At 41.3% G+C, this 25,761-nt stretch carries 26 protein-coding genes and 1 pseudogene; 21 read left to right on the top strand and 6 right to left on the bottom strand.

The window, feature by feature from the left end:
• The first annotated feature begins 38 nt into the window (after positions 1–38).
• The 12 genes from HMPREF1532_RS06000 to HMPREF1532_RS05945 all read left to right on the top strand — a co-directional run bounded on the left by HMPREF1532_RS06000 (position 39) and on the right by HMPREF1532_RS05945 (position 9,300).
• Complete coding sequence (locus HMPREF1532_RS06000; protein WP_025819200.1) at positions 39–731, top strand: hypothetical protein; 693 nt, start codon at positions 39–41, stop codon at positions 729–731.
• 84 nt (positions 732–815) lie between these two features.
• Positions 816–1,199 carry an immunity 22 family protein gene (locus tag HMPREF1532_RS05995; protein WP_005926279.1) on the top strand — a complete coding sequence of 128 codons (384 nt, stop codon included), beginning with the start codon at positions 816–818 and terminating at the stop codon, positions 1,197–1,199.
• A 93-nt stretch (positions 1,200–1,292) separates the two neighbouring features.
• Entirely contained in the window at positions 1,293–1,685 is a 393-nt protein-coding gene (locus tag HMPREF1532_RS05990; protein WP_005926277.1) for an Imm51 family immunity protein, read from the top strand.
• 82 nt (positions 1,686–1,767) lie between these two features.
• Positions 1,768–2,484 (top strand): hypothetical protein, encoded by a 717-nt coding sequence (locus HMPREF1532_RS05985; RefSeq protein WP_005926275.1) that lies wholly within the window; start codon positions 1,768–1,770, stop codon positions 2,482–2,484.
• A 64-nt stretch (positions 2,485–2,548) separates the two neighbouring features.
• A complete protein-coding gene (locus HMPREF1532_RS05980) occupies positions 2,549–3,379 on the top strand; it encodes a hypothetical protein (RefSeq protein ID WP_005926273.1) in 831 nt (276 codons plus the stop codon).
• Between the two features lie 50 nt (positions 3,380–3,429).
• Positions 3,430–3,774 carry a hypothetical protein gene (locus HMPREF1532_RS05975; protein ID WP_025819201.1) on the top strand — a complete coding sequence of 115 codons (345 nt, stop codon included), beginning with the start codon at positions 3,430–3,432 and terminating at the stop codon, positions 3,772–3,774.
• A gap of 79 nt (positions 3,775–3,853) precedes the next feature.
• Positions 3,854–4,702: a helix-turn-helix transcriptional regulator gene (locus HMPREF1532_RS05970; RefSeq protein ID WP_005926267.1), complete on the top strand. Its 849-nt coding sequence runs from the start codon at positions 3,854–3,856 to the stop codon at positions 4,700–4,702.
• Between the two features lie 76 nt (positions 4,703–4,778).
• On the top strand, positions 4,779–5,636 hold the full coding sequence (locus tag HMPREF1532_RS05965) for an RteC domain-containing protein (RefSeq protein ID WP_005926264.1): 858 nt from the start codon (positions 4,779–4,781) through the stop codon (positions 5,634–5,636).
• Between the two features lie 35 nt (positions 5,637–5,671).
• Positions 5,672–6,100 (top strand): helix-turn-helix domain-containing protein, encoded by a 429-nt coding sequence (locus tag HMPREF1532_RS05960; protein WP_025819202.1) that lies wholly within the window; start codon positions 5,672–5,674, stop codon positions 6,098–6,100.
• The gene (locus HMPREF1532_RS05955; protein WP_005926258.1) at positions 6,063–8,102 is read left to right on the top strand and encodes a bifunctional DNA primase/helicase; all 2,040 of its coding nucleotides are present in this window, start codon (positions 6,063–6,065) and stop codon (positions 8,100–8,102) included. Before HMPREF1532_RS05960 ends, HMPREF1532_RS05955 begins: the two co-directional genes overlap by 38 nt.
• A 12-nt stretch (positions 8,103–8,114) precedes the next feature.
• On the top strand, positions 8,115–8,393 hold the full coding sequence (locus tag HMPREF1532_RS05950) for a helix-turn-helix domain-containing protein (protein ID WP_005926255.1): 279 nt from the start codon (positions 8,115–8,117) through the stop codon (positions 8,391–8,393).
• Positions 8,394–8,778: 385 nt separating this feature from the next.
• Complete coding sequence (locus HMPREF1532_RS05945) at positions 8,779–9,300, top strand: dihydrofolate reductase family protein (RefSeq protein WP_005926252.1); 522 nt, start codon at positions 8,779–8,781, stop codon at positions 9,298–9,300.
• Positions 9,301–9,404: 104 nt separating this feature from the next.
• Here HMPREF1532_RS05945 and HMPREF1532_RS05940 read toward each other — a convergent pair.
• From HMPREF1532_RS05940 to HMPREF1532_RS05930, 3 genes and pseudogenes are all read right to left on the bottom strand, one after another.
• Positions 9,405–11,487, bottom strand: a pseudogene (locus tag HMPREF1532_RS05940) (type IA DNA topoisomerase).
• Positions 11,484–11,672, bottom strand: a complete 189-nt coding sequence (locus HMPREF1532_RS05935; protein ID WP_005926244.1) for a hypothetical protein — start codon at positions 11,670–11,672, stop codon at positions 11,484–11,486. The pseudogene HMPREF1532_RS05940 and the gene HMPREF1532_RS05935 overlap by 4 nt, the downstream one beginning before the upstream one ends.
• Positions 11,669–13,207, bottom strand: a complete 1,539-nt coding sequence (locus tag HMPREF1532_RS05930; protein ID WP_005926241.1) for a DUF3945 domain-containing protein — start codon at positions 13,205–13,207, stop codon at positions 11,669–11,671. Before HMPREF1532_RS05930 ends, HMPREF1532_RS05935 begins: the two co-directional genes overlap by 4 nt.
• A 198-nt stretch (positions 13,208–13,405) precedes the next feature.
• Between HMPREF1532_RS05930 and HMPREF1532_RS05925 the strand changes: the two genes are divergently transcribed.
• Positions 13,406–15,973 carry an AAA family ATPase gene (locus HMPREF1532_RS05925; protein ID WP_005926238.1) on the top strand — a complete coding sequence of 856 codons (2,568 nt, stop codon included), beginning with the start codon at positions 13,406–13,408 and terminating at the stop codon, positions 15,971–15,973.
• A gap of 119 nt (positions 15,974–16,092) precedes the next feature.
• On the opposite strand, the gene mobC is transcribed toward HMPREF1532_RS05925, so the two are convergent.
• The 3 genes from mobC to mobA are packed head-to-tail and all read right to left on the bottom strand — an operon-like array spanning position 16,093 to position 19,786.
• Positions 16,093–18,105, bottom strand: coding sequence for a conjugal transfer protein MobC (gene mobC / locus HMPREF1532_RS05920; RefSeq protein ID WP_005926235.1), 2,013 nt, complete (start codon positions 18,103–18,105; stop codon positions 16,093–16,095).
• A gap of 20 nt (positions 18,106–18,125) precedes the next feature.
• Complete coding sequence (gene mobB / locus HMPREF1532_RS05915) at positions 18,126–19,364, bottom strand: conjugal transfer protein MobB (protein ID WP_005926233.1); 1,239 nt, start codon at positions 19,362–19,364, stop codon at positions 18,126–18,128.
• Positions 19,349–19,786, bottom strand: coding sequence for a conjugal transfer protein MobA (gene mobA / locus HMPREF1532_RS05910; protein WP_005926230.1), 438 nt, complete (start codon positions 19,784–19,786; stop codon positions 19,349–19,351). The genes mobB and mobA overlap by 16 nt, the downstream gene beginning before the upstream one ends.
• Here mobA and HMPREF1532_RS21595 point away from each other — a divergent pair.
• The 8 genes from HMPREF1532_RS21595 to HMPREF1532_RS05870 all read left to right on the top strand — a co-directional run bounded on the left by HMPREF1532_RS21595 (position 19,785) and on the right by HMPREF1532_RS05870 (position 25,745).
• Positions 19,785–19,988 (top strand): hypothetical protein, encoded by a 204-nt coding sequence (locus HMPREF1532_RS21595; RefSeq protein ID WP_025819203.1) that lies wholly within the window; start codon positions 19,785–19,787, stop codon positions 19,986–19,988. The two genes, mobA and HMPREF1532_RS21595, sit on opposite strands and share 2 nt — an antisense overlap.
• A 155-nt stretch (positions 19,989–20,143) precedes the next feature.
• Positions 20,144–20,491, top strand: a complete 348-nt coding sequence (locus tag HMPREF1532_RS05900) for a hypothetical protein (protein WP_025819204.1) — start codon at positions 20,144–20,146, stop codon at positions 20,489–20,491.
• Between the two features lie 2 nt (positions 20,492–20,493).
• Positions 20,494–21,255 carry a ParA family protein gene (locus HMPREF1532_RS05895; protein WP_005926223.1) on the top strand — a complete coding sequence of 254 codons (762 nt, stop codon included), beginning with the start codon at positions 20,494–20,496 and terminating at the stop codon, positions 21,253–21,255.
• Between the two features lie 4 nt (positions 21,256–21,259).
• The gene (locus HMPREF1532_RS05890) at positions 21,260–21,730 is read left to right on the top strand and encodes a DUF3408 domain-containing protein (RefSeq protein ID WP_005926221.1); all 471 of its coding nucleotides are present in this window, start codon (positions 21,260–21,262) and stop codon (positions 21,728–21,730) included.
• Position 21,731: 1 nt separating this feature from the next.
• Positions 21,732–22,445, top strand: a complete 714-nt coding sequence (locus tag HMPREF1532_RS05885) for a hypothetical protein (RefSeq protein ID WP_005926218.1) — start codon at positions 21,732–21,734, stop codon at positions 22,443–22,445.
• A gap of 164 nt (positions 22,446–22,609) precedes the next feature.
• A complete protein-coding gene (locus tag HMPREF1532_RS05880) occupies positions 22,610–22,906 on the top strand; it encodes a DUF4134 domain-containing protein (RefSeq protein ID WP_005926215.1) in 297 nt (98 codons plus the stop codon).
• An 11-nt stretch (positions 22,907–22,917) separates the two neighbouring features.
• Positions 22,918–23,244 (top strand): DUF4133 domain-containing protein, encoded by a 327-nt coding sequence (locus HMPREF1532_RS05875; RefSeq protein WP_005926211.1) that lies wholly within the window; start codon positions 22,918–22,920, stop codon positions 23,242–23,244.
• Positions 23,241–25,745, top strand: coding sequence for a TraG family conjugative transposon ATPase (locus HMPREF1532_RS05870; RefSeq protein ID WP_005926209.1), 2,505 nt, complete (start codon positions 23,241–23,243; stop codon positions 25,743–25,745). The genes HMPREF1532_RS05875 and HMPREF1532_RS05870 overlap by 4 nt, the downstream gene beginning before the upstream one ends.
• Positions 25,746–25,761 lie beyond the last annotated feature (16 nt).

Raw genomic sequence — 25,761 nt, 5'->3', positions numbered from 1 at the left:
TCCGCTGAACCATTAGTATTCATTTTGATAGAGCGATTATGAATGATAACGATAAAATAAGGATTTCGGAAGAAATGAGTAATAATCTGTTTCAAATGTTTCAGCGACATGAAAATAGTGCGAACATGACGGAAGATGTTGATTTTATTATGCAATGTGCGTTTGACAAGAAAAAGTCTGTATGGGAATATTGTAGTAGACATTTGTACGTTTTAGCTCTAATTTCTTCTAACATACGAAAGCATATATTAGACCTAATGGATAAAGGTAGTTCGCACCAAAAATTCATTATTATATGTTCGACTACTTTCAGACCTCTTAGTTTGATTAGCGATATGAAGTATGATAAAGAAGCATACATTGATTTCCTTAAAGAAATAGTAAAAAGAGCCATTACCTGTGGAAGTCTAAAAATTAAATCTATGGGCATACAGCGAGTAATGCTACTTCAATTCAACTCCTTATCCCCTATGATAAAATCAGAACTAACAAACAATGAAAGTCTATTAAAAAGTCATGGCTGGATTTATCACATAATGACAAAAGGATATTCATTGGAACAGTCAGAAAATGGGATTTGGATACATTTTCATGGTGGTGGACTGCGGCTTAATGTAAATATGGATGACGTAGATGATATAGACAAATATATACAACAAAACTATGCTGACCGCATACAACTACAATTTATTCCACACAATGGCATGGAACATTTGAAACATCTATTCTAACAAAAAAAGAATACTAACAAGCCGGGATAACGGACTAACGCCGTTCCCCGTCAAACCATTATCAACAACTCTAAATAAACTGTTATGTATTTAAGTCTATTAGAAAGAATGAAAAAAGTCCATATATGGATTGGAACTTTTTCCGGAAGTGAAAAAGATTATGAAGATTACTTCAATCTCCAAGATTCTCCTTGCCGATTCTGTATAGATATAAATACTGATGAATTTGATGAAGATTTTATCGGTATTATTCCTCTATTCAATGAAGAACAGGATATTAGCATTTTATTACAACAAGTACCTATTGATATGGGTGATATAAAGAATGCACTGATAAAATGTAAGGCAATGGAGCTTGTAAAGGGAAACGCTGTTTTTTACTTAACGGATGTTTCTCTTACAATTCCAAATAAGGAGAAAAGTTTCAATGGACTTAAATATATTGGCATGTATAATAGTTCATTATAGTATAAAGTTGATAACAAGCCGGGATAACGGACTACGCCGTTATCTGCTTAGCTATTATCCGCAAATATAAAATAATAGAAAAAGAAAAGTAATATGGAAGCAACAGAAGGAAGAGAGATTTTGAAATATGAGTATGTTCAAATTTACACAAATGGTTATGGTAACATAGTCTTGCTTTTTGAAGACGAAAAAGAGAAGCCTTTGGCAGTAGGTCAAAAAATGTATGAGATAAACAGAGAAGCATACATGAATGGCTATAATTGGGGCGCTTTCTTGAATTACTATCTTGCTGAAAATGCACCTGATATTTTGCAAAGTATTGATAGTGATCCCGAAGCTGGTACATACGCCGCTTACTTTGCAGAAAATGAAGAGAATGAGGAAAAAGCAAAACGCTTTGCTAATATTATTATCTCCTTAATTGAAAATGAAGAGGAAATATATAAAATCCTCCAAGAAAAAAGAGATAAAATAGAATGGGACTAACCATTTGTATAAATAGGAATTATGTGAATAACAAGTGAATGAGCCGCCCTAACGGTCAGCTATTCAAAACCCATTATAAAATATGTACCGCATAGCAAACATAATATTATTTGTTCCTGCCATTTTCGTGGTAATGGGATGTTCTTGTAGTAAAACTTTCCAGAAAAGTAACATACAAGATGTGATACTCAATGTGGATAAATTCCGTAAGCAAAGTAAGAAAGAGTATCGGTATATAGAAGAAGATGCGGAAAGATTGTTTGTAAATTCAGCATCGATCTATCCCGATACATTATACAGTCAACAATACAATTTGTTGCAAGGCTATTTTTATGGAGAAGCTGGATTTGATTTGTATTGCACGTGGTATGCACAATTCAATGCCAATAATAGGAAACAATTTCGTGGAGAACGTAAAACATTAAACAAAATGTTCTATTGTGTAAATGATATGTTGAGATGTATTGCCGGGGGTGGTACGGGCTTCACGCATGAAACGTACCGCATACCTGCATACACAGAGTATTATATCCATAAATATCAGAATATGGAAACGAATAAGAAACTTCAAAATAATGATATTAGCCAAACGCTTTCAAACTTATGGCAGATAATAGCTGCTTACAATAGCGAAGATATGCCCTTTGAAGTGTTAGCTTATAAAATGAAATACATATATGAAAACATGGAGTATATAAAATCATTGCTTACTACTGAAAAATATCATTGTTACCTGCAAGAATATATGTGCAGACTAATAAACGAAAATGTAAGTGAGCAAGAACAATTAAGTTTATAACAAGGTCGAGATAGCAGCTAAACACTGTTTCTCACCAAACCATTACAGATAATAGTGCATAAACATGAAGAATGTAAAATACATATTTTGTTTTGTCTTTTGTTTTATAGCAATGAAGGATGCTAAAGCACAAAGCGGCACTGATTTGTCTGCTTTGGAAAAACAGCTTTGCTTTATTCAAGACACGTTATATACGTTACGGCAAAATTATTTCTATACGAATGATAATTACTGTGATTCTTTACAAAACAGATTCTCTATCCTGCTGAAAGAACTTTGTACAGCCGATAAAGGGATGAAATACGACTTTAGAGAATTGAGGAAAAAAGAACGGCAATTTACTATTGCGGTATCAACAGACGGGTATATGAGGGTATTTTCCCGAAACACTTATTGGGGCGGTACTATGCCCTTGTTTGCTTCTTATATGCAATATAAGGATAAAGAACAATCTTATTTCTTTGATATGAATGATGATAATGATATGGGGATATGTTATGATACTATTTATTCCATTCAAGCATTGGATAAAAGTTATTACCTGCTTTCAGGGACAAGCCAGATAGCGACCGCATATCCTTTAGCAGTAATGAAAGCTGTTAGTTGTACAAATGGTAAGTTGAAGCAAGATACAATATTCGTTTCCGGTAATCAACAAAAGGATTATTTATCTATCTCTTATCGTGATGCAGAGGATAATATAGACGCACGATTATTCATTGGTAATAATTTTACGTTTCCCCGTATCGTATATATTGGAAAACAAGAGGAGATTTTAAAGCCTATTATTGTAAAAGATAAAGACGATACCGAATATGTCAGTGGAGAAATTGAGGTATATAAACTTGTAGGAAATAAGAATGAAATAAAATTCATCAGTAACAACGAAAAATAATATCTAACGATATTCCTTTTAAACCATAATGTAGAAACATGAAAACAACAATGCCATATAAAAGAACTGAAAACGTTCTGTATGCCGTGATTTCGCTATTTGTGGGATGGCGTATCACTTCTTACCATACATCTGCTCTGCCCGATTTTGATATAGCCGCAAACAATATATACACAACGATTGAATGTGAAGTGCTGACATTTGTATTATGGGGTATGCTGATATTCCTTTTCCGCTTTATCGGGAAACAGGTGGATGATACAAGGAAAAAGCGATTGTTCAAGGTAACTTCCGTGCTGGTATATTGGTTAATCCTGTGGGGTATCTGCTACTACCAATGCGCCATAAAAGCGGTGCAAAACTGGAATGATATGATGAACGGGAATGTCGGATAACCTAAGCATTTGCAGTTATCCGAATACCGTTGCTGACAATAAAGAAGAATAGAATGTACCAACATAGTTCTAAATCATTATGAAAACAATTACCGGATTTTTATTATCCAAAGCGGCGGAGCGTCCGGAGATATTGCTCCCTGTGCAAGAATTGGCGGACAAGATACAATGGCTGGCAAATAACAGCCGTTCGCTGAAAGAGTTGGAAACCTTAGAACCGTTTGCCGGAAACAGTGAACTGCTGCGCTTCGTTACCGACAGCCTGAAAGAAAGCGGGGAACTGCTGACATTGGAGCAGAAGGATTATAAAGCCTATATTTTCTTACTGGCATATTGTCCCGAAGATTTCGCTTTTTTCTATCTCAAAGAAAAACTTGTAGTACCTTATATCGAGCAAAATAAACTGGATGAACTGTTGTCCTTTACAGATATGCTCCGGCAGGTTTTCGACAATCACAGATACTTGTCGGGTGTCTATAACTGGGTGTGCGACTACTTCTTTCAGGCACGGCGGGAAGCCTATCATGGAAAAGGAAGCTACATCACCGATACGCAGTTCCGGCGTGCCGAACGAAACCTGAAATACCTGCGACAGAGGTCATTCCGGGAAATGGTGCAGATAAAAGGCTATAAGGTCTATTCACCGACCATCCTTGCCAAATGCTGTGATATGGAATACCGTTCGTTCCGCCGCAGGTTCAGAGCAGAATTTGGAAAGACATTGTGCCAGTGGATACGTGAACAGCGGGTAAAGGAGATAACCTACCTGCTGGAATATACCGACAAGAGATTACTGGAGATTGCAGAGGATACCGGGTTTTCGTCCACCAGTAACCTGAACGATTTCTGTGTAAAATATATGCTCGGAACTCCCGGCGTGCTGCGTAAAAGCCTGAAAGGACAACGGAATGTTCACCATGAAGAATAGAATGTGAAAAATGAAGTATAAAGTGTTGATTTAAAGCCTGTAACTTTGTACCCGATTAATAAAGGAACGATTAATTATGGGACAACAGAATTTGAATGAATACTTTACCGACCTTTTGCAAAAGGTCGATTTGCAGATACAGGACTTTGAAGATAACAATAACGACCCTTTCAGCTTGTGTAAGCAGGTCATTGACTACCTGCAAGAAATCGTGGGGGAGCTGAAAACCTTTATCATTTCCTACTCTTTCACCAGCAAGGAGGAAGAAATTTGTTTCTTCAAGGAACAAAAGCCCGTGATAGCGAGTAAAATCATCTATTACAATACGGTTTACCAGTTTGAACTACGTTTTCCCAACGGCAGCGAAGAAACGCAAAAGACGTTCATCATGGCGGAAACCGACCGTATTTTGGCGCATTTTCAACGCAATATAAGTTTCTACCAGTATTACCGGACAAAAGCCACCTATTTAGACCATAAATATTTCCTGCGTGGGAAACCTGATATTCATATACTTATAGACAATTTCTATTATGAAGCAGACCCACAGTTCAGCACCAGTTATGATTATAAAGTAGCCAAAATATTAGCCATCGAACTGTTTGCCATTTACCTCACCAACCGATTGAATGAACTTGAACGGCGTTTCCAACGCCAGCAGGTCAAAAACGGGAATATAAAGAAGCTACTCCGGTGGACGGGGACAAAACGGGCATTGGTGGAACTTATCTACGCACTCTACACCAATGGCGATTTCAATAAGGGGACGGTTGATATAAAGGACATTGTATCTTGCTTTGAAGATATGTTTGACATAGATTTAGGTGATTTCTACCATACCTACATGGAACTTAAATCACGCACAAATGACCGGACACATTACCTGAACACCCTGCAAAAACGGTTGCTACGCCGGATGGAAGAACAGGAGTGAGCTTTCTTCGATTAACAAATTTTATTTCGCCACAGGTGGGTTCACCTGTGGCTTTTTATTTTCCCGAACCGCCCAACTTTGCCGCAAATCAATTAGTTAATGAAATGGACGTAATAACAGTAGAAACAAAAGCCTTTAAAGAATTGATGGCAAAAATCAACGTGATTGCCAGCTATGTATTTTCCCGTCAGGACGACTGCAAGGAAAATGAGGATGATATTTGGGTAGATAGTTACGAAGTATGCACTTTCCTAAAGATAAGCGACCGCACCCTGCAACGGCTTCGTTCCAAAGGAGAAATAGCCTATTCCACCATCCGGGGACGCAATTTCTATAAAATCGGAGAGATTAAACGCTTGCTTGAAAGCCGTTTGATAAAGAGCAATGACGAATGTATGCGTAACCTTATAACCAACCACAAACTGTATGTTAAGGAAAGAAGAAATCTTAGAGAGGACAAATAAGGGTCTGAACGTGTTCAAGCACTACATTTCCGGTACATGGCGTGTGGGGCGTAATTTTCTCAATCCGTTGTATGAGGACAGCAAAGCATCCTGCAACATCTATTTTGACCGCCGTAACGGAACATACAAAATGAAAGATTTCGGGAATGACAGCTATTCCGGTGACTGTTTCTTTTTCGTAGGTAGGCTCAAAGGGCTGGATTGTAACAATTCAGGGGACTTCATCGAGATTTTGCAGATTATTGACCGGGATTTGTCATTGGGGATTTCAGAGGGTAATCCGATGCCTCTACCCCAACCGTTTAAAGAACAGGAAAAGCCTGTGCCTACTCCGGTAGAACGTACTGGCAGACCCTACACATTTAAGGAGAGGAAACTTACCCCTTCCGAACTGGAATACTGGCAACAGTACGGCATTACCCCTGAAATACTGGAACAGTATAAGGTCTGTTCAGTCGTCCAGTTCCAAAGTGAAAATGCAGAGGGTAATCCGTTTTCCTATACTTCCACTAAGGAAGAACCCATTTACGGGTATAAGAGCAAACGCTTCATCAAACTGTATCGACCGTTTTCAAGAACACGTTTCCTGTATGGTGGTAATATCGGCGAGAATTATTGTTTCGGACTGGAACAACTACCCAGCAAAGGCGACATCCTGTTTATAACAGGTGGGGAAAAAGATGTCCTTTCACTGGCTGTAAGGGGATTCCATGCGATTTGTTTCAACAGTGAAACAGTTACCGTCCCGCCGAACATCATCTATAAACTCACATTCCGTTTCAAACATATCATATTGCTTTACGATATGGATGCCACCGGGATAGAGAGTGCGAGGAAACATGAAAAACAACTCTGTGAATACGGGGTGAAACGGCTGTTCTTACCACTTTCCGGTACAAAGACGGAAAAGGATATTTCCGATTATTTCCGAACGGGGAACAGCCGGGAAAACTTCATCAAGCTATTTATCGACTTCTTAGATACAATCTATAATGAAACAATGACTATGCTTAAATCATGTGAGATTGATTTTAATAATCCCCCGGCAAAAGCGCAGGAAATTATCTCGGCAGGTGACGTTCCACTGGGCACACAGGGGAACTTGTGCTGCATCACAGGCGGAGAGGGAACAGGGAAAAGTAATTATGTGGCTGCACTTGTGGCAGGTTCAATCCGTCCGGCAAATGTTCAGGTTGATACGCTGGGTATCAATGTCAGCGAGAATACCAAACATAGAGCCGTCCTGCTTTATGATACGGAGCAATCGGAAGTACAACTGTTCAAGAATGTAACCAACCTGATAAAGAGGGCGAAACAGACAGACAAACCGGATGAATTTAAGGCATTCTGCCTTACGGGTATGTCCCGTAAAGAACGACTTCACGCCATTGTTCAGAGCATGGATAGATATTATTACCAATACGATGGCATTCAGTTGGTGGTGATAGACGGTATCGCAGACCTTGTGCGGTGTGCCAATGACGAAGCGGAAAGCGTGGCAATCATAGATGAACTGTACCGACTGGCAGGAATATATAAGACCTGCATTATTTGCGTGCTGCATTTCATACCCAACGGTTTGAAGCTCCGGGGGCATTTAGGCTCGGAACTGCAACGCAAAGCGGCTGCCATCCTTTCGATAGAGAAAGACGAAGACCCGGCTTTGTCAGTGGTGAAAGCCCTGAAAGTAAGGGATGGCAGCCCGTTGGATGTCCCCTTAATACTTTTTTCATGGGATAAAGCAGCCGGGATGCACCTTTACAGGGGCGAAAAGACCCGTGAGGAAAAAGAGAAGCGCAAGGAAAAGGAACTGGTCGGGGTTGCCCGTGACGTGTTCGGCAGACAGGAACATATCACCTATATAGACCTATGCGAACAGATACAGCAAATCTTGGACGTGAAAGAACGTACCGCAAAAAGCTATATCCGCTTCATGCGGGAAAAGGATATTATCATCAAAGACCCGTCCAACCAAAGTTATTTTATGATTGGTTCAATTTAATCAGACAGCCTTATGTATATAGATAAAGACGATTTTACCGCATGGATGGAACGTATCATGGATAGGTTCGATATGCAGGACAAGAAAATAGACCGGGTGATTAAGGGACGTAATTGCTTGGACGGGGAAGAACTGCTGGATAATCAGGACTTGTGCCTGCTCTTGAAAGTAGCCCCCCGGACACTGACCCGTTACCGGAAAAAGGGAATACTCCCTTTCCTTATGCTGGATGGCAGGTGTTATTACCGTGCAACGGATGTACACAAATTAATCCGGGAGAAAACCGATTAATTTTTTCTTTTCTAATGGCTTTCAATCCTGTTTTGTCGTGAGATAAGGCAGGATTTCTTCGTATTGTATGCAGGAGTTTTCAGGGATTTATCTAACTTTGCAAAAGTTACATAAGAAAATAACGGCGATTGAATAGTAACCTGTGATTTCGCCTTTATATATAACATATTCGTTCGCAGAACGTCTCAAAGTAGAAAACTGGCACTTTTCAATAATGACGAGATTTTCAGCGCAATGTCTATGCTATGTTTTAACATAGCGTGGGCTTGCCTGTTTCGTCATTAAGGTATGCCAGTACCTCTACTTTGAAGCAGTGTAAGTTCACGCTTCTTTTTTAGATGTACTGGCGAACAGTTTATAAAAAGCAACTGTTAAATACTCAATCATGAAACATTTAAAGACTTGTATTGCCGTATCTCTTGATGGCTTCATAGCCACAAAGGATAATGAATTGGATTGGATGCCTGAAAACGTAAGGAAAGAGATTTCGGCAACCTATGAACAGCCGGATGTATTGCTTGCCGGAGTTAATACCTATACCTATATTTTTGAACATTGGGGCGGATGGCCGTACAAAAGCAAAAAAACTTTTGTAGTGTCCCACTACGATACCAATGTGTCGGAAAAGGAGAATGTAACCTTTCTTACTGATATGCCATTACGTGCAGTCAATGAACTTAAATCAAGTTCGGAAACCGATATTCAGGTTATCGGCGGCGGTAAATTCATAACATCCCTGATTGAAGCGTCCCTGCTGGATGAAATAACCCTGTATATTATCCCGGTCATGCTGGGGAATGGTATCAAGTTCATAGGTAAAACTTTCGGGTCGAAGTGGGAACTGACCCAAAACAAGATACTGGATAACCAGGTCGTTTGCCTGACCTACCAGTATAAAGGAGAATGATTAAAAAAGCACCCGGTGTCCCTCCGGGTGCTTCAACCACAAAAATTTCAATTATAAATCTATCTATAATGAAACTTTCTGTGGCAAATATAGCTATTTCCAGCTTATTTCTTCGGCTTGCCTTTCTTTTCAGGAAACACGAAAGTAACATTAAACTGTTCGTCAAAAGCAAGTGAAGCGTCAAAGACCTTGCCGTTCTTGCTTTTAAAGCCTTTGATTAGCCCGGTTTTCCCAGTCGTCACCAGTTCGGTAATCTGTTTGTCCGTTAGCTGCTTGTCGCTCTTATTGCGAAAGATGGTAACGGAACAATCCACATTGGAACATTTGGCGACTTTCGGATAGAAAAGGATGTGTCCGGTCTTGCATTTCGGACAGATACAATCATTACCCGAAGCGAAATAAAGTTGAACGCCCAAAAGTTCAGCCGTGATTTGCCGTGCATACACTTCGATACCTTTGCGGAACGTGTCGGGGTTCATTTCTCCGCTTTCTATTTTGGCAAGCGTGTTTTCCCACATTCCCGTCATTTCAACGTCTGCTATCTTCTTTATCCCGGATAATATTGTAAACGGCAAGCCCTTTCTCGGTCGGGACAAGGTTCTTTTTCTCCCGGATGATGTACTGGCGGGAAAACAGCGTTTCGATGATGGCTGCCCGTGTTGCGGGCGTGCCGATACCCGTATCTTTCATGCTGGCTTTCAGGTCGGCGTTTTCCAGTTCCTTACCCGCTGTTTCCATTGAAGAAAGCAAACTGCTTTCCGTGTGTAACGGCTTGGGCTTGGTCTGTTTCTCCAGTAGTTCAATGCCGGAAAGCAGTAAACTATCTCCGTCCTGCATGGCGGGCAAAGTGGTGTTATCTTCCCCGTCCTCTTTTTCTGCGAATACGGCACGCCATCCGGCGGACTTGATTATAGCCCCTTTGACCGTGAAAAGTGAGCCTACACATTCCAGCATTACACTGGTAACGTCTTTGACACATTTTTCAGAAAAGGCTTCCAACATCCGTCCGGCTATCAGTTCATAGATTGCCTGTTCGTCCGCTTCCAGTTTACCGGGCAGGTTTTCCGTCACAATCAGGGCGTGGTGGTCTGTTACCTTGCCATCGTTCACGGAACGGGAATTTAAGGCTTTGCCTTTCATCCCGGCAGCATATCCGGCAAAACGGGCGTACTGCTCCAAATTAACAAGACGTTCCGGGATTTCCTCGAATACGTCCTGTGATATATAACGGCTTCCGGTTCGGGGGTAACTGATAAGTTTACCCTCGTATAGCTTTTGTGCAATGGATAATGTTTTATCTGCGGAAAAATTTAGCTTGGTATTCGCTTCTTTTTGCAGCGTGGTTAAATCATAGAGCAAAGGCGGTTCTTGGTTCACTTCCTTACGCTCTACGGTTTTCACCTGAACCGTTTTCGCTTCCTTTATCCTTTGCAACGTGTCGATGGCGGCTTGCTGCGTATCGTATTTATCTGCGGATAGTGCCGTAAAAGCTATATTATCCTTTGCCGACTGTAATTTCAGTTGCCAATACTTTTGCGAGACAAAGTTCTTGTTCTCCAAAAAGCGGGTGCATATCATTGCCAACGTGGGTGATTGTACCCGTCCCAAAGAGAATATTCCTTGTCCGGCTGCCACGCTTAAAGCCTGTGTACCATTAATTCCTATCAAATAATCCGCTTCGCTGCGTGCCTGTGCCGAAAGGAAAAGGTTATCATACAAGCTACCGTCTTTTAGGTTTTGCAGTCCCTCACAGATTGCCTTGTCCGTAAGGCTGCTTATCCATAAGCGGACAAAAGGCTTGTTGCATCCGATATACTGGTAAATGTACCTGAATATAAGTTCTCCCTCTCTCCCTGCATCGGTAGCGACAATTATCTTATCCGACTGGTCGAATACTTCTTTGATTACCTTTAACTGTTTCAACGCTCCGGGGTCTGCCTTGTACCCTTTTTCCGCTTTTACTTGTCGGGGTGTAAGTTGAAAACTATCCGGGATAATAGGCAGACTTTCCCGACGGAAACTCTGTATGCCGTATGCTTCCGGCATTGCCAATCCTACAAGATGGCCGAACGCCCAGGTAACGAGATACCCGTTACCTGAAAGGTAGCCATCCTGTTTTTCACTCGCTCCTAAAATGCGGGCAATATCCCTTGCCACGCTTGGTTTTTCTCCGATTACTGCAATCATTCTAATTTTGATTTTAATTGTTCCACCTCTTTTTGTCTTAGGATTTTCCGGTCATAATAGATGTGATAGCCATCTATATAATATTGTCGGTTCTGCTCGTCTATGGTTTTCCAGTCCGTTTTGTAACAGGCAAAGAGAAACAGGACGAAACCGATAACCGGGATAAGGATTAATACCGCTATCATCTTTTGTGTCCCCTGCTTTGTTTGGGTTTATCCGTCTGCTCTTGCTTCTCCTTTTTATCCTGCTTGGTTTTCTGTTTTTCAGTAGGCTTGTCCTGACCCTTTTTCAAAGGTTCTTTCACTTTCTTGGTAGCTTCGTTGGTCTTGCCCTCCGAATTGACCGCTACCTGTGTGCGGTTCTTGCTTGCCGGGGTAATCTCTTTCACGGCGGAACGGTCAAAACTGGGATTATCGCTGTAAAAGCCGAGTTTCTTCTTGTCATGATTCACCTGTATATAAGCATCGTATTCGACCCCTCTCTTGTCTTTCAGCCCGGCAACAAAGATGGTCTTGTCATTGACTAAATCCTGCTGTTGCTGGCGTGTCAGTTCTATTCCTGAAATGCTCTTGGGGATGGTTACACCGTCACTGGTGACAAGGTTGTTCTGCCGCTCCTGTTTCTGCCGTTGCTCCTGTGATTGTTTGGCATTGGGATAAATAAATTCCAGACTTTTCTTGTCGGCATTGACCTGAACGGTAGCGGAAAAAGGATTTTTACGGTTGGAAATCATATTTTCAAGGAATACACCCTTTCCCTCCCGTAAGGCTTGCTGCTGTTCCTTACTAAGTTTGACACCCTTTATTTCATCGGGGATTTGGACGCTACTTGCACGCATGGAAACCAGTTCGTTCGTCACCTTATCCACACTGACGAAAGAAGGTATCATTTCCCCCGTGATATAGTTTTTCAGGTTTACAATCCGTCCCATATTGCCCGTTTCAAGAAGATTGGCTTTATCCTCTTTGGAAAATTCATGCCCGAAGAACGGATGTTCAAGTTCCGGCTTTTGGCGGATGCCGTGTATCGCCAAAACCACATTCCCGTCCTTATCATGCCGGAAAGATAGGCGTGCGTCCAGCTTCATAATGGCGGAATTGTAGTTTCCTGCGATGGAGAACGCACCGGGCGACTTGTACCCCCTTAACATGGGTTCTAAAGCCTTTTCCTTTTCAAGCTGTTCTTTGGATAGACCAAAATTCTTCAAGGCTTCCCAGTCCACTTTATCTGGGTCAATCACATACTTGCTTTTGTCGGGTTGCTGCGGTGCTTGTGCCGTTGCTCCCGCTTCTTTGGCTGGCTGCTGTGGTTGTGGTTGGGCTTGGGTTTCCTGCTGTTCTTTCTTCGCTTCCTGCTTCACGGTTTCAGGTGTTACCCGGTAACGCTCTATGCCCGCTTCGTTTTCAGGTGTCGGATTGTTGAAGTTATCCCTGATTATCGGCTCGATTTTGGGAAGTTCAATCTTAGGGATTTTGAAGAAGTTAAAACGGGTCGGGTTCTTCAACTGGTTTATCATGTTGGAAAAGAAGTTGGAAAAGAAATCACCGTGACGGTCGAATTTCAGAAGTTCGCTGTTGTTCTCCGGCGGTACGGTTTGGAGTTCCCCGTTTTCATCCACGCCTTTCACTGCGCTGATTGTCTTTTTCTCCTTATCCAGTACAAGAAGAATATCCATCATCTGTTCGTCAGTGGTGGATTGGTTGGCTGTGTTTACATCCATAACTTTTTGAATTTTAGTGAGTAAATAAATATTTCGGAAGTAAAAGTAAGGATGAAATGGAGTATATTTAAGGATTTGGGAATGGGTGGCTTCATTAGTCCTCGTTTGGCTTCATTTGTCATAACTAAATTGGTTAAAACTTGATTGGTATATAAAATTATCATACATTTGTGAATAACACATTAAATTTAAGAAATTATGAGTTCAACAACAGGAACAAAAAGAAACTTAATAGATTTTTTATGGGATTGGGCAGAAAGCTATGGACAATGGAGTAAACTACTTGTAAGTAGTATTGTTGCGTCTGAAAAGCCTCTTATTCAATCTGAACGAGATACGATTTTTGAGTATTTTTTACAAGATGTAGGATTAAGAAATGGGCTTCCTGCAATTTCAAAAGCTAAACCTACCTATATACCTGTTTCTAAGAAAATAGAATTGTTATCCTTGTCTGATATTCAAGGTGTTAATAAATTAGCTCAAAATCAGTGTATAAAATTCAGCAAAAATATAACTGTTATTTATGGAGAAAATGGAACAGGAAAAACTGGATATAGTAGGATATTAAGATCTTTGGGTTTCAGCTATGATAATACGACTAAAATTTTACCCAATATTTACGCTGAACCTACCCCAATGACAGCTTGTATAAAATACAAAGCAGAAGAAAATGAATATACTTTCAATTGGGATGGTGTAACATTGAATATGGATTTACAAACAATATCAGTATTCAATAATAGTTGTGTAAATATTTCACTTAACGATGGTAGGCAATTGATTGTGTCGCCAATTGGGTTCCATTTGTTTAACTTGGTTTCAGAGGAATTAGGCGAACTAAATAAAATGTTAAATGAAAAAATTAATAAACTTCAATGTCCTTTAGAGTGGACTAAAGATTTACATGAAAATACGCCCCATTTTACATATATACAAACACTTAGTTCTAAATCATCAAAAGTGAAATTAGATGAATTAAGGATGTTTAGTACAGAACAGGAAAAAGAAATTGAAATAAAAGAAGAGGAGTTAAAACGACTTAATAAAACGCTATTAGAAACAGAACTTAAAAATTTTACCTTGCAAATTTCTGAATTAAATGAATTTATTGCAAATTTGGAAAGTGTAAATAAAAAAATAAATTCTTCTATTTTTGAAAATTTCGTAAATACAAAAAAGAAAATCATTGAACTTAACAAGAAATCAAAATTAGGGATAAAAGATATTGCAGAATCTAATGGTGTTGATTTTTATCAAACAAAAGAATTTGAAAATTTTATAAATTCAGCAGAAGAATATATAAAAATATTGGGAAAAGACGATTATCCTTCACATGATGATATATGTATATATTGTCGGCAACCTTTAATGACAAATGAAGCAAGAAATTTGCTCAAAAATTACCATCAATTACTGAATGACACCACGCAGGATGAGCTCCGTTCTTTAAAAAAACAGAAAGATGAGTTAATTGAGAGTCTGAAAAATATAAACATAGACTTTATCTTCCATCAGCCTACATTCGGTACAAATGAAGATAGTAGTAGCAAACAGCCCAGTGAAATTGTTCAATTTCGTGAAAAAATACTCTCCTTAATCAACTTAATAATTGAAGATAATGAGAATATATTTGATAAAGTATTTGATGTAAACTATGAAGCTATAAAATCTTTTTTACTATCCACAAAAGAAACAATAAGTGATATTGTTTCTAAAAAGAAAGAAATACTTCAAAATATTGAAAACCAAGAAAGTAAGATACAAACCGTAATCAATGAATTAAAAGACAGACAAATATTTTCAAAACATTACAGAGACATAATAAATGCAATCGAAGTTTTAAAGAAAAAAGAATTATTGGATAAAAAGCGTAGTTGCTTTAATACAACCTCTATTAGTAAAAAAACTACAGATGCAAGAGAAGAATTGATAAAAAGTCATTTTATAGAAAATTTCAATCAGGAATTAAGGTCTCTAAGAAAAACATATATTAATGTCGAATTAAATTTTGGTACAACAAAAGGTGTCTCAAAAATACAGCAAAAACTAAATACTAAATATTTTCTATCAGATATTTTGAGTGAAGGAGAACAAAAAGCTATTGCTCTCGCTGAATTTCTCACTGAGCTGCAATTAGACAAAAATGTAGCTCCTGTAGTGTTTGACGACCCTGTTAATAGTTTAGATCACAATATAATAGATGATGTGGCAAGGAGATTAATAAGGCTTTCTAATGAAAGACAAGTTGTTATCTTTACACATAGTGTACTACTTTTTAATAGTATATTGTATTTTAGTAAACAGCCTTTATTTAAAAATACTACATGCATTTTCCTCAACTCTAAAAGTGAATTCGGAGAAACAGGGGTTATTACAGAAGCGGAAGAAGAAATAAATAGTGTGAATAAATATATGTCAAAAATTAACCCTTTAATAAATAATACGCCTAAAGGAAGAAGTGAAAGTGACGTTGCTTCAGATGGATATGGATATTTGCGTTCAGCTATAGAATTATGTGTTGAACAAGAAATATTTCAAGGAACAGTAAAACGTTATCAAAAAAACATAGCATTAACTTCTTTTGTGAAAATTAATGGAGAATTGCTTAACCAATGCAAAGATAAGTTGAATGAAATATTTGAAAGGAGTTGTGGCTATATAAAAGGACATAGTAACCCAACGGAAATAGACAACGAACCAAAATTATCAGAGTTCATAGAGGATTATAATGAATTTAAAAGAATTAGAGGACTTTTTATCAAATAATATATAAAGTAATTTTTGGAACTATCCATTATATTCTCTTAAAATATTTTTAGCAACTCCACCTCTGCTTTAGATAACTATAGTAGAGGTGGAGTTTATTTTTTAACTTCCAATTAACTTTACTCTTCTACTTTTTTTAACAAATATCGTAAGTCCGGGTCATTTTTTATCCGTTCCATTTCGTCCGTGACAATCTGCTGGACTTCTTGCCTGACCCGGTTGTAATTTGCGTGTATTTCTTCCTGCATCCAGTCATTCCCGTTCTCGTCCCTAAAATCTATGATTTGGGGAAGTTTCTTGTAACTGGCTGTTTCCCGCTTCACTTTCTCGTTATCCACCACAATTTCGCAATGAAAAATCTTCTGCTCGATGCGTTCATCGAAATTGTCGCTGACCGCACCCACAAACATACCCTGCGTTAAATTGGAAATTTTACTGGGCGGTATCAAACTATCCATCTGCGTACTGATTGAGGTTGATTTGTCATTCCGGTTGATAGTCATGCTTTGCCGCTTTTGTAGTACCTTTCCGAAACGGTCTGAAAGCGTTTTAGCCGTTTCAGAAACCACCTGACCGGAAAAGATATTACCAACCGTATTTTCGATTACTTTGCTTTCCTTGTCCCCATAATCCCGGCGTAACTGGCTGAAATCCTGAAAGCCCAAACAGACCGCTACCTTGTTGCTTCGTGCCGTTGCTATCAGGTTATCCAATCCTCTAAAATAAATGGTTGGCAACTCGTCAATTATCACGGAACTTTTCAGTTGGTGCTTCTTGTTTATCAGCTTCACAATACGGGAATTATACAGTCCCAAAGCACAGGAATAGATATTTTGGCGGTCGGGATTATTGCCTACCACCAATATTTTAGGTTCTTCCGGATTGTTTATATCCAGTGAAAAATCATCACCTGTCATTACCCAATATAGGGCGGGTGAAATCATCCTTGAAAGCGGGATTTTTGCACTTGCAAGCTGCCCCTGTAACTGGTCTTGGGCATTCGATTCCCATGCGTCCATAAATGGTGAAAGGTAGTTTTCCAGTTCGGGATAACTCGTTAAAATTGTGAACGTATCGGTATATTTCTTGTTCAGAAATTCGATGGCGTGCGGGAATGTACAATACTTTCCACCCTGATAGATTTTCAAAAACCAAATGATAGAAGCAAGCAGGATAATCGGACTTTCCACAAAGAAGTCCCCCTGCTTGGTTATCCAACTGCGGTTTAAATTTAACATGATGGTATAACTGGCTTCGTATGCGTCCGATATGTCCGTCATAAACGCCGGATTTATCGGGTTGCATCGGTGACTTTTACGTGGGTCGTCAAAGTTAATCATATAAAATTTAGGCTTCACCTTATACCCGTCTAAATGGCTGATTAAGTGATTGTAAGCTATCTCCGAAAGGTCAGGGAATTTGTAGTCATAAATATAAACAGCAAAACCTTTTTCGATTTGCTGTTTGATGTAGTTATTGACTATCGCATACGATTTTCCCGAACCGGGCGTACCCAATACCATGCTTGCCCTGAACGGGTTTACAACGTTTATCCATCCGTCATTCCATTTCTTTTTATAGTAGAACCGTGTCGGCAGGTTGATGGAATACTCGTTTTCTATCAAGCGTGTTTCTTGTGCAAAACTTTCATTCTCGGTATTAAACACATCATCCATCAGGTTATTTTTCAGCAAACGTGAAATCCATACTCCGGCAGCTAACAGGGAAAGATACCCGGCGGTCATGGTAAAGATATACAAACCTATATTTGCAGCTAATGGTAACGGAAGAGCCAACAACCACCAGTTCAGAAAAAACAGGATAAAACCGATTGTCAGGAACACATAAATCTTATTCCATGTGATTTTTTCCTCTTTCACTCCTTTTGTACCCAAACAGGAAAGCGCAAGGAACACCACCGAAAAAAGTTTGGTGTACAGGATATTGGAGAACAGCCCGGCGGTACGCTGGAAGTTCAGCAGGATTTTATCGACTACCCCGATATTGATACCCCACTCCCGGAACGACTGGTAACAAAACCAGTAAATGTTTATCACTACAAATAAAATACTGATTGCCCGCATAAAGTCCATAACCTTTGCAAGTCCTCTTAAATCATCTTCATTCTGCATAATTGAAATTTTTATAGTTATTAAATACGTCTTTGTTTCTTCTTCTTCCTTTTCTTGGATGGTGGAACTTGGCTGTTGTCGGGTGGCGTATCGTTCCCACCGGATAACAGGCTGAACAGTCCCGCAATGGTTTTGCCTGTATTTTCAAGGTGTCCGGTAGAGTTAAATTCCGGCGTGCGTTCCTGCGTTTTCTGTTTGCTGTTTCCCGTCAAAGTACGGGAGCCGGAAAACAGGTCGTTGAACACATTGGTGGAAAAGTCTTTTCCCAACCGTGACCCGTTCAGGACGGTACGGTTTTCGTGGTCGATGAATGTTACGCCGTATATCCTGCCCGTATCGTTCTGCCGGAAAAGTACATCTATGCCTTTCGCTTTCAAGTCTGTAACCAACAGTTCCCGGCTTCGGGCGGATTTCATCACTGCGCCGACTGTCCGGCGGGTGCGCTCTTTCAGTTTTTTGTCCTGAATGTCCTTTGCGGATTTCTTGATGTGTCGTTGGATGGCTTCGTAACCTACCGACTTTCCCAAAGAGGAAGATTTTAACGGGTTTCCCTGCTTTTCTCCTTTGTCATTGGTTACCGAATAGACAATACCGTTATAAGGTTTACCGTTCACTTCCCCTTTCACTTCTTCCGCCTGTACATTATATATAGATAGCAGGGCTTTGTACTCCGTGAAACTTTGGAAACGGTAACTGCCGACAAGGGCTTTCACCGTATTGGATAACTGGTGCTTTACGTCCCCTGCCCGGTAGTCCACCTTTTTAAGTTCGGGGCGTTCGGTTGCTTGTTTCTTCTCTGCCGGATGCAGCCCGTACTTCTGTTCCAGTTCACGGGTGATTTGTTTGCTGCGGATATGCTCGAACTTGTCGTTTATCTTTTTGCCCGTATCATCTACCCGGATGGAAACGATATGTATATGATGCCTTGCAATATCTTCGTGCTTGTAAACCATATACGGCTGATTGCCATACCCTAACTTATCCATATACTCTTTGGCAATATCCGCAAGCTGGCTGTCAGAAAGCACATCGTCCGGGTGCGGGTTCAGGGAGATATGGATAATCGGTTTTTCCGTTTTCAGGTCTGCGGGCAGGTGCATATCGAAACATTCCATACATCGCCGGATGCTGAAATTCCCGTCCTCGCTTTCAAACATACGGTTACTTAAAAGTACCTTTCCCTGCTGTTCATCCACCTTGTTTTGGTTGTAAGCGAGCGCACCAAACAGGGAACTGCCTACGCTTATCTTTGCAACCATCTTGTTTCAAATTCACGGGTCAGTTCTATAATTTGGCGGTTCAGGTCGGCAAGTTCCATCGTTGCCTTTTCCAGTTTATAGAGAAATGCGAGTGCTTTCTTCTCTGAAAAATTGGTATTGAGAGCCTTTACTACCTGATTATAATTCACAGCGATACCCCTGTACTGGGAATATAAAGCGGTCAGCCGGGTATAATATTCTACTGCCGCCTTGTCTATTTTAATCACTTTGAACGGTTCGCCGAAGATGCGGGCGGTGATAAAATGCGCTTTCGTGCGCATACCGGATTGGTCGAACAATGCCAAAAAGCGGGCGTGGTCTATCGCATTGAAGCTGATAGAGTACCTGAACACTGCCGGGTCTGCTTTGGGCTTTCGTCCTGCGCCACCCGGACGGGGCGCATTTTCATTTTTCTGTTTCATGCTACATTTTTTTAAGGGTTACGATTTCGGAGTGACCCTATCCCGGCTTCGTCCGGGCAAGGCGTTCAAAGCTGCTGAAAGAATTTCAAGCAGCGCAGAACACACCTTGCTATTTGCCAGTGCAAATAAAAATCCGCCTACGGACGGATTGGGGTTAGCGGATATTGGAACGCTCCCGGCGGCGGGGGCTTGGTTAGCCTGACCGATACCTTTCGGTTGCAAAGTAACGGGTATTAAAAATGCTGTGAAATAGCGGGTTATAGGACAAATGAGGACAAACGGGGACATTTGAGGACACATCTCGAAAGGGGTTGTTTTTCTACGTTTATTTGTCCCGGATTTAAGAAAGAAAGCAATATGGATAGATGGAAATATAGCTTGAAAAGCGTGCGGAAAGAAAACGGTTTTGAAAACTTGAAAACAAGATTTCAAGATTGCAATCTTTCAAGAAAGCAGGAAAGCAAACCGGATGGAATGATTGAAAGGAAACAGTCATTCAATCGGGAAAGCAGACTGTCTGTAAAGAAAACAAGCTGTCTTTGTGGAATGAATGAAAACAAAGAAGCAAGAAAGAAAACAGGCTGTCTTTGCAGAAAGAAAACAATCATTCCGGCTTTCGGGCTTTCAACATGGAACAAAAGAAAACCATCCGTCAATCTGTACGGATGTAATGAAATAAAGATGTATCACAATAATTCAAAATGACAATGAAGAAAGAAACCTTGTATGTGGCTTTCTCCACCCAAAAGGGCGGGGTCGGCAAAACAACGTTCACCGTCTTGGTGGCGAGTTACCTGTATTACCTCAAAGGGTATAATGTGGCAGTCGTGGATTGCGACTACCCGCAACATTCCATTTCCGCCATGCGCAAACGGGATGCCGAACAGGTGAACAGTGATGAGTATTACAAACGGCTTGCTTTCAGCCAGTTCAAAACACTGGGAAAGAAAGCGTACCCGGTGCTGTGCAGTTCACCGGACGAAGCGATAAAAACGGCGGATGAATTTCTTACGTCTGCCGGGATGGACTACGATGTAGTCTTTTTCGACCTGCCCGGAACGGTGAACAGTGAGGGCGTTATCAACTCCCTTTCAGGGGTGGATTATATTTTCACCCCCATAGCCGCCGACCGGGTGGTATTGGAAAGCAGCCTTTCCTTTGCGGTAGCTATACATAAACTACTGGTAAAGAATGAAGCGTGCCGACTGAAAGGGTTGCACCTGTTTTGGAACATGGTAGATGGACGGGAAAAAACCGACCTCTACACCCTGTATGAACAGACTATCGGGGAATTGGAACTACCCCTTATGAAAGTATTTATCCCGGACACGAAACGATTCAAAAAGGAACTGGACGCACAGCGTAAAACCGTGTTCCGTTCCACGCTGTTCCCGGCGGACAAACGGCTGGTAAAGGGCAGCAACATGGAAGAACTGATAACCGAAATCGCATACCTTATAAAACTGTAACGATATGGCAAAGCAAAGCGGCGGGAAACCACAAATTGACGAGGATTTTATGAAAGAGATTATTTCACAGGGCTTGCCCGTGAAGAAACAGGAAACGCCATCGGTGACGGTGAAAACGGAAATAGAAACATCGGATAAACCGGAAGATAAAACGGGTGCAGTGGAAACGGGAGATAAACCGGAAATCAAGGCAGAACCAAAGGAAGAAAAAGCGGTGAAAGAACCTGCACGCCGGAAAAAGAACACTCCGGGCGATTACCGGGAAACCTACTTCATGCGGGTGGACTTGACCGACCGCCAGCCGTTATATGTCAGCCGTGCCACACACGAAAAGTTGATGAAGATAGTAACCGTTATTGGCGGACGCAAGGCAACCGTCAGCAGCTATGTAGAAAATATCCTGCTCCGGCATTTCGACCAGTTTCAGGACGAGATAAACGAACTGTACGAAAGCAAATTTGAAAAGCCGTTCTGATATGTTGAAATGGTTTATTATCGGAACGCTCCTGTATTACGCCGTTCTCTTATGGCGATACCGGGATAGCTTGGGAACATGGTTCACGGATAGGAAAAAGCAGCCGGAACAACCGGAAAGTAAAACGACTGTGAAAACCGGAAACGGTGATTCTCTTGTAGGTGCAAGCCGTTACCGGATGGGACAAATGAGGACAAGCGGGGACATCTTAGGACACCTTTCAAAAGGGGTTGATAATGCTTCTATATTTGTCCCGCAAAGCGAGGAAACGGTAACGAAAACGCTTGATAACGAGCTGGCAGATGAAAAAAACGCTGATACCCCGCAAGCGATTGAAACCGAGTTTGAGATGGAGTTTGAAACAGAAGATGCGGAAGAAACGGACGTTTCGCCAGATGAAATTGAAGCGGAAGAAATCGCCTGTTACATGGGTGACGGTGAGCCGGAAATGGCACAGGGTATCACACTGGGTGAACTGGGGCAAATGGTACAGGTCATTCAGGTTAAACAAGCACCCGACACGGAAGAACGGCAAGCGGTGCAGACCATCTGCCGGACGGAAACAAACCTGTTTCATTCGCTGGTGGAACAGATTAACGGGGGCAGGTCACGGGTAGCGGAACTTTTACAAAAGCATGAGATATCCGTACCCGCCACCGTTCCGGCTGCCGGAAATGATGAAATGGCAGCCTTTGATATGAACGATTTTCTTTAATAGTAAACTTTAAATAACAAGATAATGAAACAAAGAGAGTACGGTTAAGACAAACCTTTTAGAACATGGGGAACATTCCCCGCAACCACAAAAATTCAATTATTAATCACTCCGCCGGGCGGACTATCCAACCGTCCGGCAATTTAAAAATCAATGTATTTATAATGAAAAAGAAAGTTCTCTTTTCGGCAGCCGTTCTTTTGGCTGCATCCTCCGCTTTTGCACAGGGTAACGGCATGGCGGGTATTACCGAAGCTACCAACATGGTAACCAGTTATTTCGACCCGGCGACAAAGTTAATTTACGCTATCGGTGCGGTGGTCGGCTTGATTGGCGGCGTGAAAGTATATGGAAAGTTCAGCAGTGGCGACCCTGATACCAGTAAAACGGCGGCTTCATGGTTCGGTGCGTGTATCTTTTTGATTGTGGCTGCCACCATCTTACGTTCATTCTTCCTCTAAAAGAACGGACTATGGCAGACTATCCGATTAACAGGGGGATAGGCAAGCCAGTTGAGTTTAAAGGGTTGAAAAGTCAATATCTTTTCATTTTTGCGGGCGGGCTGTTAGCCCTGTTCGTGCTTTTCATCATCATGTACATGGTAGGTATCAACCAGTGGGTGTGCATCATCTTCGGCGTTACTTCGGCAACGCTGCTTGTATGGCAGACATTCCGGCTGAACGAGAAGTACGGGACACACGGTTTAATGAAATTGTCCGCACGCAGAAGCCACCCTTTCCATATCATCAACCGCAAAGCCATATCCAGATTATTCCATTTAAAACAAGCATCAAAATGAGAAATATATTGAAAGCTACCACGCTGGAAAACAAGTTTCCACTGTTCACTGTGGAAAACGGGTGCATCGTTTCCAAAGATGCCGACATAACGGTGGCGTTCCGGGTTGAACTGCCCGAACTGTTTACCGTCACGACAGCCGAATACGAAGCGATACATTCCGCTTGGAACAAGGCGGTAAAGGTGCTGCCCGATTATAGCATCGTACACAAACAGGACTGGTTCATCAAAGAGAACTATGCGCCCGACATCCAAAAGGATGATTTGAGTTTCCTTTCCCGTTCCTTTGAACGGCATTTCAATGAACGACCGTTCTTAAACCATACCTGCTATTTGTTCCTGACGAAAACCACAAAGGAACGTAGCCGGATGCAGAGTAACTTCTCCACCCTTTGCCGGGGTTTCCTTGTCCCCAAAGAGATTAAGGACAAGGAAACGGTTACAAAGTTCCTCGAAGCGGTGGGGCAGTTTGAAAGCATTATGAACGATAGTGGTTTTATTACCCTTACCCGCCTGAACTCGGACGAAATCACCGGAACAAGGGAAACGGCGGGTATCGTGGAGAAATACTTTTCACTCTCACAGACCGACACCACCACACTGAAAGATATTTCACTGGGTGCTGACGAAATGAAGATTGGCGACAATATCCTTTGCCTGCATACCCTTTCGGATACAGAAGATATGCCGGGCAAGGTAGGAACAGATACCCGCTATGAAAAGCTATCCACTGACCGGAGCGATTGCCGTTTGTCGTTTGCTTCCCCGGTGGGTGTGCTGCTCTCCTGTAACCATATTTATAACCAGTATATCTTCATTGACGACCATACGGAGAACTTGAAACAGTTTGAAAAGATGGCTCGCAATATGCACTCCCTTTCCAAATACAGCCGTGCCAATCAGATAAACAAGTCTTGGATAGAGGAATATTTGAATGAAGCACATTCACAGGGGCTTATCTCCGTGCGATGCCATTGTAATATCATGGCTTGGAGTGACGACCGGGACGAATTAAAGCACATTAAAAATGATGTGGGGTCACAGCTCGCACTTATGGAATGCAAGCCACGCCATAACACCACCGACACGCCGACCCTGTTTTGGGCGGGAATACCCGGCAATCAGGCGGACTTTCCGGCGGAAGAAAGTTTCTACACATTCATTGAACAGGCTCTTTGCCTGTTCACCGAAGAAACGAACTATAAAAGTTCGCTTTCCCCCTTTGGTATCAAGATGGTGGATAGGGTCACGGGAAAGCCGTTGTACATTGATATTTCAGATTTACCCATGAAGCGGGGTATTATTACCAACCGCAACAAGTTTATACTTGGGCCGAGTGGTAGCGGTAAATCATTCTTCACCAATCACATGGTGCGCCAGTATTACGAACAGAATGCGCACGTCCTGCTGGTTGATACCGGAAACAGTTATTTAGGTCTGTGTGAAATGATAAACCGGAAAACGCACGGGGAAGATGGGATTTATTTTACCTATACCACCGATAACCCGATAGCGTTTAATCCTTTCTACGTTGAAGATGGGGTATTCGATATTGAAAAAAAAGAGAGTATCAAAACCCTTATCTTGACCCTGTGGAAAAGGGACGATGAAGCACCTACACGGGCGGAAGAAGTGGCTTTGTCGAACGCTGTTAGTTCCTATATCGAACTGATTACCAAAGACAGTTCGGTTACTCCCTGCTTCAATACGTTCTACGAGTATGTGAGGAATGGCTACCGGGTGCACCTGCAAGAAAAGAACGTCCGGGAAAAGGATTTCGATATAGACAACTTCCTGAATGTATTAGAACCTTACTACAAAGGGGGCGAATACGATTACCTGCTGAACTCCGATAAAGAGCTTGATTTACTATATAAACGCTTCATTGTCTTTGAGTTGGATAATATCAAAGACCACAAAATTTTATTTCCGATTACTACGATTATCATCATGGAAGTATTTATCAACAAGATGCGTAAACTAAAGGGTATCAGGAAATTAATATTAATTGAGGAAGCGTGGAAAGCGATTGCATCGGCGAATATGGCGGATTATATTAAGTACCTCTATAAAACCGTCAGAAAGTATTTCGGCGAAGCGATTGTAGTCACACAGGAAGTGGAAGATATTATATCTTCCCCCATTGTAAAAGAGAGCATTATAAACAATTCGGATTGCAAGATACTACTCGACCAAAGAAAGTACCTGAACAAGTTCGACAGCATACAGAACCTTTTAGGGCTGACCGACAAGGAACGTTCACAGGTGCTTTCCATCAACCTTGCCAACCATCCCAACCGGAAATATAAGGAAGTTTGGATAGGCTTAGGCGGTACACAATCAGCCGTTTACGCCACAGAAGTAAGTTTGGAAGAATATTATACGTTCACAACGGAAGAAACGGAAAAGATGGAACTTTTCGCCTTGTCCGAAAAGTTGGGCGGCAACCTCGAACTGGCTATCAAACGGCTTGCCGAAAGCAAGCGCAATCCTGAAAAATAATCAATCAACAATTTAA

Origin of the sequence: Bacteroides salyersiae WAL 10018 = DSM 18765 = JCM 12988 (assembly GCF_000381365.1) — a bacterium.
GTDB lineage: Bacteria > Bacteroidota > Bacteroidia > Bacteroidales > Bacteroidaceae > Bacteroides > Bacteroides salyersiae.
The sequence above is the reverse complement of the archived record's forward strand: the minus strand, read 5'-3'. Positions and strand labels throughout refer to the sequence as shown.

What these genes read in the sequence shown, in the direction of transcription:
- HMPREF1532_RS05875 (WP_005926211.1), top strand. Translation starts at nt 22,918, where the DNA reads ATGGCAGACTATCCGATTAACAGGGGGATAGGCAAGCCAGTTGAGTTT.
- mobA (WP_005926230.1), bottom strand. Translation starts at nt 19,786, where the DNA reads ATGAAACAGAAAAATGAAAATGCGCCCCGTCCGGGTGGCGCAGGACGA.
- HMPREF1532_RS05975 (WP_025819201.1), top strand. Translation starts at nt 3,430, where the DNA reads ATGCCATATAAAAGAACTGAAAACGTTCTGTATGCCGTGATTTCGCTA.
- HMPREF1532_RS05965 (WP_005926264.1), top strand. Translation starts at nt 4,779, where the DNA reads ATGGGACAACAGAATTTGAATGAATACTTTACCGACCTTTTGCAAAAG.
- HMPREF1532_RS05945 (WP_005926252.1), top strand. Translation starts at nt 8,779, where the DNA reads ATGAAACATTTAAAGACTTGTATTGCCGTATCTCTTGATGGCTTCATA.
- HMPREF1532_RS05985 (WP_005926275.1), top strand. Translation starts at nt 1,768, where the DNA reads ATGTACCGCATAGCAAACATAATATTATTTGTTCCTGCCATTTTCGTG.
- HMPREF1532_RS05930 (WP_005926241.1), bottom strand. Translation starts at nt 13,207, where the DNA reads ATGGATGTAAACACAGCCAACCAATCCACCACTGACGAACAGATGATG.
- mobB (WP_005926233.1), bottom strand. Translation starts at nt 19,364, where the DNA reads ATGGTTGCAAAGATAAGCGTAGGCAGTTCCCTGTTTGGTGCGCTCGCT.
- HMPREF1532_RS21595 (WP_025819203.1), top strand. Translation starts at nt 19,785, where the DNA reads ATGCTACATTTTTTTAAGGGTTACGATTTCGGAGTGACCCTATCCCGG.
- HMPREF1532_RS05935 (WP_005926244.1), bottom strand. Translation starts at nt 11,672, where the DNA reads ATGATAGCGGTATTAATCCTTATCCCGGTTATCGGTTTCGTCCTGTTT.
- HMPREF1532_RS05950 (WP_005926255.1), top strand. Translation starts at nt 8,115, where the DNA reads ATGTATATAGATAAAGACGATTTTACCGCATGGATGGAACGTATCATG.
- HMPREF1532_RS05885 (WP_005926218.1), top strand. Translation starts at nt 21,732, where the DNA reads ATGTTGAAATGGTTTATTATCGGAACGCTCCTGTATTACGCCGTTCTC.
- HMPREF1532_RS05925 (WP_005926238.1), top strand. Translation starts at nt 13,406, where the DNA reads ATGAGTTCAACAACAGGAACAAAAAGAAACTTAATAGATTTTTTATGG.
- HMPREF1532_RS05890 (WP_005926221.1), top strand. Translation starts at nt 21,260, where the DNA reads ATGGCAAAGCAAAGCGGCGGGAAACCACAAATTGACGAGGATTTTATG.
- HMPREF1532_RS05880 (WP_005926215.1), top strand. Translation starts at nt 22,610, where the DNA reads ATGAAAAAGAAAGTTCTCTTTTCGGCAGCCGTTCTTTTGGCTGCATCC.
- HMPREF1532_RS05980 (WP_005926273.1), top strand. Translation starts at nt 2,549, where the DNA reads ATGAAGAATGTAAAATACATATTTTGTTTTGTCTTTTGTTTTATAGCA.
- HMPREF1532_RS05895 (WP_005926223.1), top strand. Translation starts at nt 20,494, where the DNA reads ATGAAGAAAGAAACCTTGTATGTGGCTTTCTCCACCCAAAAGGGCGGG.
- HMPREF1532_RS06000 (WP_025819200.1), top strand. Translation starts at nt 39, where the DNA reads ATGAATGATAACGATAAAATAAGGATTTCGGAAGAAATGAGTAATAAT.
- mobC (WP_005926235.1), bottom strand. Translation starts at nt 18,105, where the DNA reads ATGCAGAATGAAGATGATTTAAGAGGACTTGCAAAGGTTATGGACTTT.
- HMPREF1532_RS05995 (WP_005926279.1), top strand. Translation starts at nt 816, where the DNA reads ATGTATTTAAGTCTATTAGAAAGAATGAAAAAAGTCCATATATGGATT.
- HMPREF1532_RS05970 (WP_005926267.1), top strand. Translation starts at nt 3,854, where the DNA reads ATGAAAACAATTACCGGATTTTTATTATCCAAAGCGGCGGAGCGTCCG.
- HMPREF1532_RS05900 (WP_025819204.1), top strand. Translation starts at nt 20,144, where the DNA reads ATGGATAGATGGAAATATAGCTTGAAAAGCGTGCGGAAAGAAAACGGT.
- HMPREF1532_RS05870 (WP_005926209.1), top strand. Translation starts at nt 23,241, where the DNA reads ATGAGAAATATATTGAAAGCTACCACGCTGGAAAACAAGTTTCCACTG.
- HMPREF1532_RS05990 (WP_005926277.1), top strand. Translation starts at nt 1,293, where the DNA reads ATGGAAGCAACAGAAGGAAGAGAGATTTTGAAATATGAGTATGTTCAA.
- HMPREF1532_RS05955 (WP_005926258.1), top strand. Translation starts at nt 6,063, where the DNA reads ATGTTAAGGAAAGAAGAAATCTTAGAGAGGACAAATAAGGGTCTGAAC.